We start from the raw sequence: 14,320 nt of genomic DNA on the forward strand, positions 1-14,320 counted from the left end.
CGGTCCTTGCTCCTTGCTTGCTTCTGCATTCTTTGATCACCCGGTCGCGCAGAGCCGATGTTGGTGCTCTCAGGATCGGAGAACGGGGTGGTCGAAGCTCTTCAGACGCAGTTGGTCGCGCGCGGCACGCGCATGCTGCGGACGGCTTTGGGATCGGCCATTGCGAAGCTTCTTGATGATCAGAGCGTCGTCGAGGTGATGCTCAATCCGGATGGCAAGTTGTGGGCCGATCGTCTCGCGTCTGGTTTGGCTGACACAGGTGAAACGCTCCCCGCCGCCGACGCCGAGCGGATTATCCGCCTGGTCGCGCACCATGTCGGAATCGAGGTCCATGCAGGTTCGCCTCGTGTGTCCGCCGAATTGCCGGGGACAGGGGAACGCTTCGAGGGCTTGCTGCCGCCCGTGGTCGCCGCTCCAACCTTTGCGATCCGCAAGCCCGCGGTCGCGGTGTTCACGCTCGACGACTACGTTGCCTGCGGAATCCTAAATCCGGCGCAAGCCTGCAGCTTGCGTCAAGCCGTTCTCGATCGCCGCAACATTCTTGTGGCCGGTGGCACGTCTACCGGCAAGACGACGCTCACCAACGCGCTGCTCGCCGTTATCGCCGAAACCTCAGACCGCGTCGTGCTGATCGAGGATACGCGCGAACTGCAGTGTCGAGCGCCCAATGTGGTGGCTCTTCGCACCAAGGATGGCGTCGCATCCCTGTCTGACCTGGTTCGATCGTCGCTTCGGCTGCGTCCCGATCGCATTCCGATTGGCGAGGTGCGCGGCCCCGAGGCGCTCGATCTTCTGAAGGCTTGGGGCACCGGCCATCCCGGCGGCATCGGTACGATTCATGCCGGTTCGGCACTCGGCGCGCTTCGGCGGCTAGAGCAACTGATCCAGGAAGCTGTCGTGACCGTGCCGCGCGCTCTGATTGCCGAGACGATCAATGTCATCGCGGTGCTGACAGGCCGCGGCCAGGAACGGCGCTTGAGCCAACTCGTCCAGGTCGAGGGGCTCGCTGCGACCGGAGACTACGTTCTCGTGCCCTTGGAGGACCTGTGATGGTGAAGTGGACGGAGCGGTATCTTGCTGGAGCGAGCTGGGTGACCTTAGCGGTCCCGCTCTTACTGGCGTCTCCTGCCTGGGCCGCGGGTTCGAACATGCCCTGGGAGCAGCCGCTCAATCAGATTCTGCTCTCCGTGGAGGGGCCGGTCGCCAAGATCATTGCGGTGATCATCATCATCACGACCGGGCTGTCGCTGGCCTTCGGCGAGACCTCGGGCGGCTTCCGGCGGCTGATCCAGATCGTGTTCGGGCTGTCCATCGCTTTTGCGGCGTCGAGCTTCTTCCTGTCTTTCTTCGCCTTCGGTGGCGGGGTGGTGATCTGATGGAAGAGGAGGTCAAGGGCTTCAGCGCTCCCGTTCATCGCTCACTGACCGAGCCGATCCTGCTCGGCGGCGCGCCGCGTTCGGTTGCGATCGTCAATGGCACGTTGTCGGCCGCGCTCGGGCTGGGGCTCCGGCTCTGGTTCTTCGGACTATTGCTCTGGTTCGTCGGTCACATGATCGCGGTCTGGGCCACGAAGCGTGACCCGTCCTTCATCGAAGTCGTGCGCCGTCATCTGCGCATTCCCGGTCATCTCGGTCAGTGAGGTCAGCCATGTTCAATCTCGCCGAATATCGCCGCACCAACATCCGGCTTGCGGATTTCCTGCCCTGGGCGGCGCTGGTCGATGAAGGTGTCGTCCTCAACAAAGACGGCTCGCTGCAGCGGACGGCGCGCTTCCGTGGACCCGATCTGGAGAGCTCCGTCGCCTCCGAACTGGTCGCTGTCGCTGCCCGTCTCAACAATGCGCTGCGGCGGCTCGGATCGGGCTGGGCGGTCTTCGTCGAGGCGCAGCGACATTCCGCAGGAGCTTATCCGCCTTGCATGTTCCCAGATGCGGCGTCCGCGCTGGTCGACGCCGAGCGCAAGGCGCAGTTCGAGGAGGAGGGGGCTCACTACGAGTCGAGCTATTATCTGACCTTTCTTTATCTGCCGCCACGGGAAGACGTCGCTCGATCCGAGCGCGTGCTCTATGAGGGCCGGCCGCAATCGGATGGCGCCAATGGTCGCGAAATCCTGCGCAGCTTCGTTGACCGTACCGACCGCATCCTGCAACTGATTGCCGGTTTCATGCCGGAATGCGGCTGGCTGGGTGACGATGCGGTGCTGAGCTATCTGCATTCGACGATCTCGACGCAGCGCCAGCGGGTCCGGGTGCCGGAGATCCCGATGCATTTGGATGGGCTGCTTGCAGACCAGCCGCTGACCTGCGGGCTCGAGCCCATGCTGGGATCGGTCCATCTGCGGGTCCTCACCATTGTCGGGCTTCCCTCTGCCACCACGCCGGGGATTCTCGACGATCTGAACGGGCTTGCCTTCCCCTACCGCTGGTCGACGCGCGCGATCATGCTGGACAAGCAGGATGCCGTGAAGCTCGTCACGCGGATCCGCCGGCAATGGTTCGCCAAGCGCAAGTCGCTCGCGGCGATCCTGAAGGAGGTCATGACCAGCGAGGCGGCGAGCCTCGTAGACACGGATGCACACAACAAGGCTATCGACGCTGACGCGGCTCTGCAGGACTTGGGATCCGACGATGTTGGTCAGGCCTATGTCACAGCGACGGCGACCGTCTGGGATGCTGACCCGGCACGAGCGGACGAGAAGCTGCGGCAGGTCGAGAAAGCCATCCAAGGGCGCGACTTTACTTGCATGGCGGAGAGCGTGAACGCCGTCGAAGCCTGGCTCGGCGGCCTCCCAGGGCATGTCTACGCCAATGTTCGACAGCCGCCGCTGTCGACGCTGAACTTGGCCCATATGATCCCGCTGTCGGCGGTCTGGGCCGGTGAGACCCGCGATCATCATCTCAAGGCGCCGCCGCTGCTGTTCGGCCGGACGCAAGGCGCGACACCGTTCCGCTTCTCGCTGCATGTTGGTGACGTCGGCCATACGCTGGTCGTCGGCCCGACCGGGGCGGGCAAGTCGGTGCTGCTGGCTTTGGTGGCCCTGCAGTTTCGCCGCTATCCGGGTGCGCAGATCTTCGCATTCGATTTCGGCGGCTCTATGCGGGTTGCTACGCTCGCCATGGGCGGGGATTGGCACGACCTCGGCGGGGCGTTGTCGGCGGAGACGGAGGCCGCCGTCGCGCTGCAGCCCTTGGCCGGCATTGACGATATCGGGGAGCGCGCCTGGGCTGTCGATTGGATCACCAGCATTCTGGTGCACGAGAAGATTGTCGTGACCCCGGAGGCCAAGGAGCATCTCTGGTCAGCTCTGACCTCGCTGGCGTCGGCGCCGGTCGCGGAACGTACGCTGACGGGACTATCGGTCCTGTTGCAGTCCAACAGCCTGAAGCGGGCGCTCAAGCCCTACTGTCTCGACGGCGCGCAAGGCCGCCTGCTGGATGCCGACCACGAGGCGCTCGGCGACGGATTGGTGCAAGCGTTCGAGACGGAAGGGCTGGTCGGGACAGCCGCAGCGCCTGCGGTGCTGGCCTATCTCTTCCATCGGATCGCCAAGCGCCTCGACGGCCGTCCAACGCTGCTGATCATCGATGAAGGCTGGCTGGCCCTGGATGATGCCGATTTCGCCGGCCAGTTGCGGGAATGGCTGAAGACCCTGCGCAAGAAGAACGCCTCTGTCGTCTTCGCGACCCAGTCTCTCTCTGACATCAATGGTTCGCCGATTGCGCCGGCTATCATCGAGAGTTGTCCGACCCGCATCCTGCTTCCCAATGAGCGCGCCGTCGAGCCGCAGATCACGGCGATCTATCGCCGCTTCGGGCTGAATGATCGCCAGATCGAGCTGTTGAGCCGGGCCGTGCCGAAGCGCGACTACTACTGCCAGTCGCGCCGCGGCAATCGCATGTTCGAGCTTGGGCTGGGGGAGGTCGGGCTTGCGTTTGCCGCCTTATCATCAAAGGCCGATCAGGCCGCCGTTGCGGACGTTCTTGCGGCAGCCGGAAAGGAGGGATTTGCCGCGGCTTGGCTCCAGCACCGGAACGTCGGCTGGGCCGCCGATCTCATTCCGAGCCTCGATAACCTGGAGACACGGGCATGAGGCGGATGTGTCGTTTGGTCGCGTCCATTGCGGCTGTCGCTCTGGTCATCGCCGCGCCGGCGCGGGCGCAGTTGGTCGTCTTCGATCCGAACAACTACGCCCAGAATGTTCTGACGGCCGCGCGCGAGTTACAGCAGATCAACAATCAGATCCTGTCGCTGCAGAACCAGGCCCAGATGCTGATCAACCAGGCAAAGAACCTGGCGAGCTTGCCGTATTCCTCGCTGGCACAGCTGCAGCAGTCGATCGAGCGGACGCAGGATCTCCTGAAGCAGGCCCAGCGGCTGGCCTATGACGTCCAGCAGATCGACCGCGCTTTTGCGACGACTTACGCGCCGGCCAATGGCAACATGTCCAATCAGGATCTCGTCAGCAATGCGCAGGCGCGTTGGCAGACGTCGGTGGCCGCGCTGCAGGATGCGCTCAAGGTCCAAGCCGGCGTCGTCGGCAACCTCGATGCGGTCAAGAGCCAATCGGCGGCGCTGATCGCGACCAGCCAGGGTGCGAGCGGCGCGCTGCAGGTGACCCAAGCCGGCAACCAGATCCTGGCGCTGCAGGCGCAGCAGCTTGCCGATCTCACGGCCGCGGTGGCCGCGCAGGGACGGGCACAGAGCCTCGATACCGCACAGCGCGCGGCAGCCCAGGACCAGGGGCGCGAGCAGCTTCGGCGCTTCCTCGCGCCGGGAGAGGGCTACCAGCCCTCCAACGTGCAGATGTTCCACTGAGGATGAGCCTCTGACCTGCAGGAGCTCGGCTGTCGCTCGAGGGAGATTGGCCCATGGCCGGAACGGGCATCATCGATCAGTTTCTGGAGGCCTTCACGCGATCGATCGATAGCGGCTTCGGGATGCTCGGCGGCGAGGTTGGTTATCTCGCGACGACGCTGGTCGCGATCGATGTGACGCTGGCCGCGCTATTTTGGGCCTGGGGTGGCGAGGACGAAATCATTGCGCGTCTGGTGAGAAAGACGCTGTTCGTCGGCGTCTTCGCCTATCTCATCGGCAACTGGAATAGCCTGGCCCGCATCGTATTCGAAAGCTTCGCTGCCCTCGGCTTGAAGGCCTCCGGGTCTGCGCTGTCGACTGCCGACTTTCTCCGCCCGGGAAAAATCGCCCAAGTCGGGCTCGATGCCGGACGGCCGCTGCTGCAGGCGATCTCGAGCCTGATGGGCTATGTCAGTTTCTTCGAGAACTTCGTGCAGATCGCGGTTCTCCTGTTTGCCTGGCTAGTCGTGCTGCTGGCCTTCTTCATCCTGGCCATCCAGCTCTTCGTGACCCTGATCGAGTTCAAGCTGACGACGCTCGCAGGCTTCGTGCTGATCCCGTTCGGTCTGTTCGGCAAGACAGCCTTCGCGGCTGAGCGAGTGCTGGGGAATGTCATCTCCTCCGGCATCAAGGTCCTGGTGCTCGCGGTCATCTCCGGCGTCGGCTCCACGCTCTTTGCGCAGCTGACGCAAGCGGGGGGCGGCGATCCGCCGACCATCGACAGCGCCATGGCGCTGGTGCTGGGATCGCTGTCGCTGCTTGGTTTGGGGCTGTTTGGGCCCGGAATTGCGAACGGCTTGGTGTCCGGTGGCCCGCAGCTTGGCGCCGGCAGCGCCGCCGGAGCGTCCTTGGCAGCCGGTGGCCTCGCTGTGGCCGGCGTAGGGCTTCTTGCTGGAGCAGGAGGGCTCGCCGGCGGCGCTGTCTCCGGCTCGACCCGAGCTGCTGCATCGCTGCGCGCTGGCGCGTCGAGCCTCTTACGCCACAGCGGCGGCGCAGCTGATGAGGCGGGCAGGACCACGAGTCCATTGCGCGAGAGGGTCGCTGCATCGAATGGCCAGGCAGATCCCTCTCCGCCGTCCGAGGGGAATGGCGCGGCGGCTACCTCGCCCCGCTGGGCACAACGTATCAAGGCGGCGCGTGCCGTTCAGCAGGGGGCGTCCACAACCACGCAAGCGGTGCGCAATGCCGAGCAAGGCGGCCACGGTGGCTCCGTTGATCTCTCCGAGGGGAAATCCTGACATGTTCAAGCGTCCTTCCGTCCACTATGGCCGCACACCCGAGCCGGTCACGCCCTATCAGAAGGCCGCGCAGATCTGGGACGAGCGCATCGGCTCGGCCCGCGTGCAGGCCAAGAATTGGCGGCTGATGGCGTTGGGGTGCTTGAGCCTAGCCGCAGGTCTTGCGTCGGCGCTGATCTGGCAATCGACCCGCGGGACGGTGACGCCCTGGGTGATCGAGGTCGGTCATCTCGGCGAGGTCCAACGTGTCGCGCCGGCGATCGCCGACTATAAGCCCACCGATCCGCAGGTCGCGTTTCATCTCGCCCGCTTCATCGAGGACGTCAGAGGCCTGCCGGCCGACGGGATCGTGCTGCGCCAGAACTGGCTGCGCGCCTATGATTTCACGACCGATCGTGGCGCCGCTGCGCTTAACGACTACGCTCGCTCGAATGATCCGTTCACGAAGCTCGGCAAATCCCAGGTTTCCATCGAGGTCTCCAGCGTCATCCGGGCCTCGCCGGACAGTTTCCGGATCGCCTGGGTAGAACGCCGCTACGAAAACGGCGCGCTGAGCGCAACGGAGCGCTGGACCGCGATCCTGACGATCGTGCTCGCGATGCCCGACAACGCCGATCGGCTGCGTAAGAACCCGCTCGGTGTCTACGTCCAAGCTATCAACTGGTCGAAGGAGTTGTCGCAGTGAGCATGCAGATTGCTGGGTTGTCGCGGTGGACGATCGTGCTTGCGACTATTGTTCCGCTTGCCGGCTGCGTGACGACTGCGCCGCCCAAGATCAGCTATGACAGCGATGTCATGCCCCTGCCGGCACCGCCTCCGGCCGTGGAGGACAGGCCCAAACCGCTCCACTTGCCGCCGCCATGGAAGGTGTCTCTGGGGGGCCGAACTGGTGCCAAAGAGGACGCCGACCCGCTCGATCGCGTCGAGGCAGCCAACAGCGCCGCGAGGGTCGAGCCGCGGAAGCGGGGATACTTCAACGCGGCGCAGATCTATGCCTACAGTCCGGGCGCGCTCTACCAAGTCTACGCCGCTCCGGGGCAGATCACCGACATCATGCTCGAGGAGGGTGAGCAGCTCACGGGCTCCGGTCCTGTCTCGGCCGGCGACACCGTGCGCTGGGTGGTTGGTGACACCGAGAGCGGCGTGGGTGAGACGCGACGGGTCCATATCCTCGTCAAGCCGACGCGGCCTGCAATCGAGACCAATCTCGTCGTCAATACCGATCGGCGCACTTATCTGATCGAGCTGCGATCTCGCGAGAAGCCGTATATGCCGGCCGTCGCCTGGTACTATCCGCAGAATGCCGAGACCCGGGCTCGGCAGGCGGTGATGAGGCCGGAGCTGCCTGAGCCGTCGCAGAGGCGTCTGCGATACCGGATCGAGGGTGATGATCCGCCTTGGAAGCCGGTCAATGCCTATGACGACGGGAGAAAGGTCTATATCGAGTTCGCTCGCGGCATCGTGCAAGGCGAATTGCCGCCTTTGTTCGTCATTGGCTCTGAGGGGGCGCCGGAGATCGTCAACTATCGGACCTTCCGCAATGTGATCATCGTCGATCGCCTGTTTGCCGCCGCAGAACTGCGCCTGGGCGGCGAACAGCAGCAGAAGGTCCGGATCATCCGAACCGAAGGAGCGACCCCATGACGGGTGGGGACGACACGGGTTCGGTTGTGCAAGAAACGTCTGCTGCCGATCAGCGTACAAAGGAGCTGCGGCTCACGGGCGATCCGCCGCGGATCACGCGGCTGTCCCGCAAGGTCCTGGCGGGCGGGAGCGCGCTGGCGCTCCTCCTGATTGGCGGCGCCTTTATCTGGGCGCTGCAGGCTAACAAGCCACGGCAATCTGGTTCGGACGAGCTCTACAGCACCGATCACCACGATGTGGCCGACGGCGTGTCTGCGTTGCCGCGCGATTATGCGAGTTTGGGCAAGGGCACCCCTGTTCTCGGCCCTCCGCTGCCCGGCGATCTCGGACGGCCGATCCTTGCATCACAAGGTCAGGCTGCGCCTTCCACACCCGATCCGGATCAACAGCGCCGAGAACAGGAGACGGAAGCTGCGCGTGTCAGTCGGCTGTTTGCCTCCACCAATGCACACGACGCCCAGCCGCCGGCAACCACAGTTCAGGGCGGCGAACGGCCGGGGATCGCGCCGAATCCGGATGAGTTCCTCTCCCAGAATGGCCAGGAGCGCAAGCTCGCCTTCGTCAACGCTCCTGTCGATCGCCGCACCACCAGTCCGGACCGAGTCACGCGTCCAGCGTCTCCGTTTGTTGTCCAAGCCGGGACCGTCATTCCGGGCGCGTTGATCACAGGGATTCGCTCCGACCTTCCTGGACAGATCACCGCTCAGGTAACCGAGAACGTTTTCGACACACCCTCGGGACGCGCTCTGCTCGTCCCGCAGGGAGCTCGTCTCATCGGCGTGTACGATAGCCAAGTGACGACCGGCCAGACACGCGTGCTCTTGGTCTGGACGAGACTGATCATGCCCAACGGCCGCTCGATCGTGCTCGAGCGTCTGCAGGGAGCCGATGCGGGTGGCTATTCCGGGCTCTCTGATGAGGTCGACAATCACTGGAAGCAACTCATCGGCTCCGCATTGCTTTCGAGCCTGCTGTCGGTGGGCAGCGAAGTAAATGCCGGAGCGAATGCAAACACGAACAATGCAGGGATCATCCAGGCGTTGCGCCAGGGTTTTGGTAACGCGATGAGCCAGACCGGCCAGCAGTTCGTGCGCCAGCAGATGAACATTCAGCCGACGCTGACGATCCGGCCCGGCTTTCCGGTGCGCGTAATCGTCAATCGTGACCTCGTTCTCGAGCCATATCGCGATCGCTAGGGGCCGACAGCATGAAGCTGAAGATTTCGACGCTTCCAGACGACAAGCCGGTTAAGATCTCAGTCGAGCTACCCGCGAGCGTTCATCGAGATCTACAAGCGTATGCGGAGATCATGGCGCGAGAGTCGACCCAAATGCCTATCGAGATCGGGCGACTCGCCGCGGCAATGATCACGCGCTTCATGGCCACCGATCGGGCGTTTGCCAAGTTTAGGCAGTCGGCATCGGAGGAAGGCGAATAGTGGTGATCAGCCCTATTTCTCGAGACCTTCTGCCTGCGCGACGTTACGACAAGAAACAGGCCGGTTACGACCGGTCCGGCTATCCCGATCGAGGTCCCTGCTGAGCCGCCGAATCAGCAAGATTCGATGCGTTCTCTAAGTTCCAAACCTGTGCTGCAGCGCGGGACAATAGCGTGCTGCCGGCCGCATTGGTGATCCCTAGCGCGAAGACCATCTCACGTTTTCCGCAGGCCTGCGGGTATCCGAACTGGTCGGAATCACGACGCCAGGGCGCCGGCCAATATTCACGTCATGAGCAAAGGCCGGCGCGACCGGGTTCTGCCGTTGTGGCGGGAAACGACGGACGCAGTCAAAACCTGGCTCGCCGTCCAGCCGCACGGCTTGGACACGGCGCTGTTCCTCAACGGTTCCGGCCGAGCGATGACCCGCGCGGGGTTCGAGTATATCCTCGCCAAGCACGCCGACATCGCCGTGGTCGCCCTGCCGTCCATAGCCGCAAAGAGGTATCGGAGCACGTTCTGCGCCGCAGCTACGCAATACATATGCTTCAGGCCTCCCATGACATCCGCGAGGTAGCATTATGGCTTGGTCGCGCCAGCCTTCAGAGTACGGAGGCCTATCTACGGTCGGATCCCACGGAGAAACTGGAGGCGCGGAACTCCACGTCGGCACCTAACCTTCGGGCCGGAAAGTTCCGGCCGCCTGACAAGCTGCTGGCTATGCTCAGCGGCAGATAGTGACCCAAAATTATGCGGAGCACCGCGGCCGCGAGCTCCGGTCCACGCCTGGTCAATCCTGCAGGACTCCGCATAATTCTATGCTCCAGATAATTGCGGGACGCCGGCCTCTGCCCGTTGAACACCTCGAGCCGGCGCGCAGGCTCCGTGATAGCAGTACGCTCAGTATCCATTCTAAGCGTTACGATCCAAAACGGACCTTAGACCTGGCAGATCAGGCCGTCACATGAAGGGTGAGGGCAGAACGACGCTTACGACCGAACCGATCACCGACCACGCCAGCTACGCCACTCAACGAGATGAAGTCACCTTAACCGAGGACGGCGGTCGCCCTTGCGTTCCTCTACCGCGCATCGCATGAGCAGCGCGCCGCGAGGGGAAGGAGCAGAGCCGCCCTGCTGCCGCAGCCTCAAGCCGCTCGAACGGATTGCAAGAACGCGCCGACGCCCGATTTCAATCGAGTGCTTTGCTGCGACAAGATGCGCGCCGAGCCAAGGACTCGCGATGATGCAGAGCCTGTCTCATTTGCTCCCCGCTGCACAGCTCCGATATTCGAGGCGACTTCCTGGGTTCCTTGCGCCGCTAGGTGAATATTGCGGGAGACCTCTTGGGTAACCGCCTCCTGCTCTTCGACGGCCGTAGCGATCGCGTTCGCAATCTCCGAAATTCGATCAATAGTTCCGCTGATCTCTTTGATCGCGAGTACAGAATCTTGAGTGGTCGATTGGATACCGCCGATCTGCTGGCTAATTTCGCCGGTGGCTCTAGCCGTTTGCTCCGCGAGGGCTTTGACCTCGGTAGCAACAACGGCAAAGCCTCGTCCAGCTTCTCCCGCACGAGCGGCCTCGATCGTTGCATTCAACGCAAGAAGATTAGTTTGACCAGCAATTGTGTTGATTAAATCGACGACATCTCCAATCCTCGTTGCGGCTTGGGAGAGCGCGTTCACCTGCTCGTTCGTTCGTTGAGTTTGAGAAACGGCGGCGGCAGCAATGTTTGCAGATTCCAGGACGCGTCGGCTGATTTCATTGACCGAAGAAGCCAACTCTTCACTCGCCGCTGCGACCGATCCGACATTCGTCGAGGACGCTTCAGACGCTTGTGAGACGATGGATGATAGTTCCTTCGTGTTTTCGGCAGTTTTCGATAGGCCTTGGGCTGCAAGTTCCAACTCGCCGGAAGCCGATGAGACAGCTTCTATGATCTCGCCTATTTCATTCTCGAAACGTACAGCGAGATCGTTCATTTCAGCCTTGCGCCGTACGTGTTCGATCCGTTCGGCGTCAGCGCGCTCGGTACGCAGCCTTTCGGCTTCGATCATGCCAGCCTTGAAGACTTGGACGGCTTTTGCCATTTGTCCTATCTCATCGTGTCGGTCCTGTCCGGGTACCAACGTAGAACGGTTGCCCGTAGCCAGCTGTGTCATTGTGTCGGTCAGCGAGCTCAGCGGACGGGTGATCGATCTCGCAATAAGGATGGCTGCCGCAACGATTGCAATCGAGAGCAGTGCGCCGCCGATGACAAGGACTCGGAAGACGAACGTGTACTGCTCCTCAGCCGAACGCTCTATGATCCGTGCCGTTTCGCGATGTTTTTCAAGGAGTACTTCTGCGTCCTTCTTAACGCCGTTGAACAGTGGCAGAACCTTCGCAGTGAGATCGACGCCCGCCTGGTCATAGTTACCCGCCGTGATCTGCTGTTCCACGGGTCTCAGGCCTTCTTCAATCAGCTTCGCCTCAGACGCTTCAACGCGAGCGGCGATTTCTGCAAATCGAATGCCCGCTTCAGACGACCGATATTGCCGAAGCGCTTCGCCCATCGTTTTTATGGCGTTGTCCAGCGCATTTGTATGCAAGGAAACTGGGTGATCGTGTCGTTTCGCCGCGGGAAGAATGGGATTATGTTGCACGGCCATTAGAAGCTGGCGGAAGCTCTCTTGCATCGCTTCATTCAGCCGCGAGATCTGTTCAATCGGTTGCAAAGCCTCGGATTCTGTCCGCGCCAGCATCCGCTGTGTTGCCGATGTTGACAAGATGCCGATTGTGCCAATGGCGGTCAGGCCTATAACGCTAATGGCGATTAGCATCGTAATCCGGCTGCCGATCTTAAGACGGGAAAGCATGCTCGACCTTCGTAGTCAGTGTGCTGCTGCGAGGAAGGCATCCTGTCTCTGCATTGGATAATTCCACGTAAAACCTGAGGTGATGTATCGGCTGCAAACGATCCGGACAAATACGGGTGGTGTGTGCGGTCCGTCAATTGTGCAGCAAAGCACATGGCGCTTCAGAGCGCCCGCTCGTCGACGGCCGGTCACGAGCGTGGACAACTGAGGGGCAGCGTGCAGAAGCAGTAGAGGAAATATCGATAGTTCGAGAGTGCTCGTCGGTATGAGCGATGATGAGTGCGTTGGAATTGCGCAGAATGCAGCGAACGAAAGCTCCGAGCCCGGATGACGCTGCAGTTGCCGAAGGTGGTCAGGACACGGAAGCGCTGATGGTGCTAGTCGTGGTATGTATATTCAGACTATGTATGAATAATAAGCGTACTTGCGGTTTTTGTCGCAACGTCTAGCTCGTTCTCTCACAGAGAGAGATCGATATGAAGAGCAGTTTCGTAGTGATGGCCGTCGATCCGCAAGGCCGTCCCGTTGCCCAAAAAACTTGCCGCTGCGGGTTTCTAGGACAGAGCTCTCGTCAGAGATCCCACCAAAGCGGAAGACCTCGCGGTGAGGCCGGCCCGCTTTACCCTCTAGCTATTCTCCGGCAGTGCCAGGGAATTCCACGTCAACTTAAGGAAGAACCTCATGAAGAGCGATATGCGATCTACATCAAGGGCCCTGATCACTGCCGCGGCCGTCGCGATAGCGACCGCTACTGTCGCGCGAGCCGACGATCAGGCTCCTAGAATCACTATGCCCGAGAAAGTCGAATGGTCCGCGATGATTCCCGCGATGGGAAAAAAAGGTCCGGCGATGGCGGTAGTCTTCGGCAAACCCGGAGTTCTCGGGCAACCCTTCGGTGGCTTGTTCAGGGTGCCGGCCGGCGGCGAATCGCCTTCGCACATTCACAACTCTGACTATTGGGCTGTGATGCTTTCGGGGACTGAATCAGCTCGTCAGGGGGCTAAAGACGCGCCTGCACGAATCCCTCCTGGCTCCTGGTGGTTCCAGCCGGGCAAGGCTCAACACGTAAACAAGTGCATGGGACCGGAAGATTGCGTGTTCTTTGTCTACTATAAAGATGGTATGGACTACGTCCCTGCGGAGTCGCATACCAAATAAGCCGAAGACCTAGTTCGAGTCGGCCCTGAGCAGAAACAATTCATTGCAATCTGCGGCGTTACGCTTGTCAACGCCTCAGATTGCGCCTCTTCCGTCGATCCACATGTCCGCGCATATGTATCCAATTCCAACGATTGAAACGCAAGTTGCGCCTCGCGCGATGCCGGATGTGTCTCGCGAGCTGCGACTGGCTCAGCGCCAAAGGTTGCTACCAGGCAGCTATAGTGGAGAACGCCACTCTCAGAAGCAGATCAAGCTAGCTGATCAGCCTCGGCTACCGATCTGGCACGCCCACCCCGGCCCTCTGAAGGTTTTAGGAGTACTGCAGCGGGACCTTTGGCTCATTGACGAAATGGCGAAGCACGATGCAAAGATGTCTGGTGTCATTGTTTCTTACGCTTGGTTGCCAGGGCCAGGCTGGCCTAAGTATCGGCAGATATGCGCGTGTCCCGAAAGCCCAGCCTTTATTGTTGTCGTTGGATAAATCAGAAATCTACTTGGTTCGCCAAGTAAGCGAGTTCTTCGCGGGTTGATACGCGATCCAGTACAGAATTGCGGTGAGGATAGCGGCCAAATCGAACCAGAAGCGCACGATGCGCCTCTTCATAGCGAAGGTGTTCTTCAAGCCCTGGCTCGGAGAACAAGCGGCGCGCCTCTTCATGAATGACCAACGATTCGCTGTGCATGAACGGCATGTAAAGGAATGCCTTCTCATCGACCCGCAGTTCACCGTGATCGGCGCATCGAATTGCTTCCTGGGCAAGGCAAAGCGCATGAGCATCGTGTGAAAACGCTCTGGCCTTGCCACGGTACATATTACGCGAGAACTGGTCGAGGACAATGATCTCCGCAAGCCGACCGCGGATCGTGTGCCGCCACGGAAATAACTCGTTCATTGTCGCCGCTTTGTGCAAAGTGGAGAATTCTTGTCGGATGTGATGATCGAATGCGGGATCTTTCTGCCACCACCGCTCGCTTGATGTCTCATTAAACCAAAAGCTCAGTACCGCTCTTGCATCATCGGGCATTTCCATCCTCGTTTCCGGTGTGTTCTGACAGACGCCGCGGTCGCCGAGACTAGCTGGTTCGGATGATAGGGTGTCTGGCAATCCCGGCGGTTGCGTAGGGCG

General features: G+C 61.5%; 13 protein-coding genes. 11 read left to right on the plus strand and 2 right to left on the minus strand.

Going from position 1 to position 14,320, the window contains the following annotated elements; translation table 11 throughout:
• Window positions 1-132: 132 nt before the first annotated feature.
• Genes trbB through ACQR07_RS09910 form a run of 10 tightly spaced genes read left to right on the plus strand, consistent with a single transcriptional unit; the run spans window position 133 to window position 9,173 of the window.
• Window positions 133-1,050, plus strand: a complete 918-nt coding sequence (gene trbB / locus ACQR07_RS09865) for a P-type conjugative transfer ATPase TrbB (RefSeq protein ID WP_434902291.1) — start codon at window positions 133-135, stop codon at window positions 1,048-1,050.
• Window positions 1,050-1,376: a TrbC/VirB2 family protein gene (locus ACQR07_RS09870; protein ID WP_434902292.1), complete on the plus strand. Its 327-nt coding sequence runs from the start codon at window positions 1,050-1,052 to the stop codon at window positions 1,374-1,376. The genes trbB and ACQR07_RS09870 overlap by 1 nt, the downstream gene beginning before the upstream one ends.
• Window positions 1,376-1,639, plus strand: a complete 264-nt coding sequence (locus ACQR07_RS09875; protein WP_434902095.1) for a VirB3 family type IV secretion system protein — start codon at window positions 1,376-1,378, stop codon at window positions 1,637-1,639. Before ACQR07_RS09870 ends, ACQR07_RS09875 begins: the two co-directional genes overlap by 1 nt.
• Window positions 1,640-1,647: 8 nt before the next feature.
• Window positions 1,648-4,089, plus strand: coding sequence for a conjugal transfer protein TrbE (trbE, locus tag ACQR07_RS09880; RefSeq protein WP_434902096.1), 2,442 nt, complete (start codon window positions 1,648-1,650; stop codon window positions 4,087-4,089).
• Window positions 4,090-4,094: 5 nt separating this feature from the next.
• A complete protein-coding gene (trbJ, locus tag ACQR07_RS09885) occupies window positions 4,095-4,814 on the plus strand; it encodes a P-type conjugative transfer protein TrbJ (protein WP_434902097.1) in 720 nt (239 codons plus the stop codon).
• A 53-nt stretch (window positions 4,815-4,867) separates the two neighbouring features.
• The gene (gene trbL, locus ACQR07_RS09890) at window positions 4,868-6,091 is read left to right on the plus strand and encodes a P-type conjugative transfer protein TrbL (protein ID WP_434902098.1); all 1,224 of its coding nucleotides are present in this window, start codon (window positions 4,868-4,870) and stop codon (window positions 6,089-6,091) included.
• A gap of 1 nt (window position 6,092) precedes the next feature.
• Window positions 6,093-6,776: a conjugal transfer protein TrbF gene (trbF, locus tag ACQR07_RS09895; RefSeq protein WP_434902099.1), complete on the plus strand. Its 684-nt coding sequence runs from the start codon at window positions 6,093-6,095 to the stop codon at window positions 6,774-6,776.
• A gap of 2 nt (window positions 6,777-6,778) precedes the next feature.
• Window positions 6,779-7,735 carry a P-type conjugative transfer protein TrbG gene (gene trbG / locus ACQR07_RS09900; RefSeq protein ID WP_434902293.1) on the plus strand — a complete coding sequence of 319 codons (957 nt, stop codon included), beginning with the start codon at window positions 6,779-6,781 and terminating at the stop codon, window positions 7,733-7,735.
• A complete protein-coding gene (locus ACQR07_RS09905) occupies window positions 7,732-8,931 on the plus strand; it encodes a TrbI/VirB10 family protein (RefSeq protein ID WP_434902100.1) in 1,200 nt (399 codons plus the stop codon). The genes trbG and ACQR07_RS09905 overlap by 4 nt, the downstream gene beginning before the upstream one ends.
• An 11-nt stretch (window positions 8,932-8,942) precedes the next feature.
• The gene (locus ACQR07_RS09910; protein ID WP_434902101.1) at window positions 8,943-9,173 is read left to right on the plus strand and encodes a DUF2274 domain-containing protein; all 231 of its coding nucleotides are present in this window, start codon (window positions 8,943-8,945) and stop codon (window positions 9,171-9,173) included.
• Between the two features lie 1,146 nt (window positions 9,174-10,319).
• Here the strand turns inward: ACQR07_RS09910 and ACQR07_RS09915 are convergent.
• The gene (locus tag ACQR07_RS09915) at window positions 10,320-12,032 is read right to left on the minus strand and encodes a methyl-accepting chemotaxis protein (RefSeq protein WP_434902102.1); all 1,713 of its coding nucleotides are present in this window, start codon (window positions 12,030-12,032) and stop codon (window positions 10,320-10,322) included.
• Between the two features lie 789 nt (window positions 12,033-12,821).
• On the opposite strand from ACQR07_RS09915, the gene ACQR07_RS09920 reads away from it, so the two are divergent.
• Window positions 12,822-13,190 carry a DUF4437 domain-containing protein gene (locus ACQR07_RS09920; protein WP_434902103.1) on the plus strand — a complete coding sequence of 123 codons (369 nt, stop codon included), beginning with the start codon at window positions 12,822-12,824 and terminating at the stop codon, window positions 13,188-13,190.
• Between the two features lie 485 nt (window positions 13,191-13,675).
• Here the strand turns inward: ACQR07_RS09920 and ACQR07_RS09925 are convergent, their stop codons facing one another.
• Entirely contained in the window at window positions 13,676-14,224 is a 549-nt protein-coding gene (locus ACQR07_RS09925) for a DUF924 family protein (protein WP_434902104.1), read from the minus strand.
• Window positions 14,225-14,320: the final 96 nt, after the last annotated feature.

Origin of the sequence: Bradyrhizobium sp. HKCCYLS20291 (genome assembly GCF_051167715.1) — a bacterium.
GTDB lineage: Bacteria > Pseudomonadota > Alphaproteobacteria > Rhizobiales > Xanthobacteraceae > Bradyrhizobium.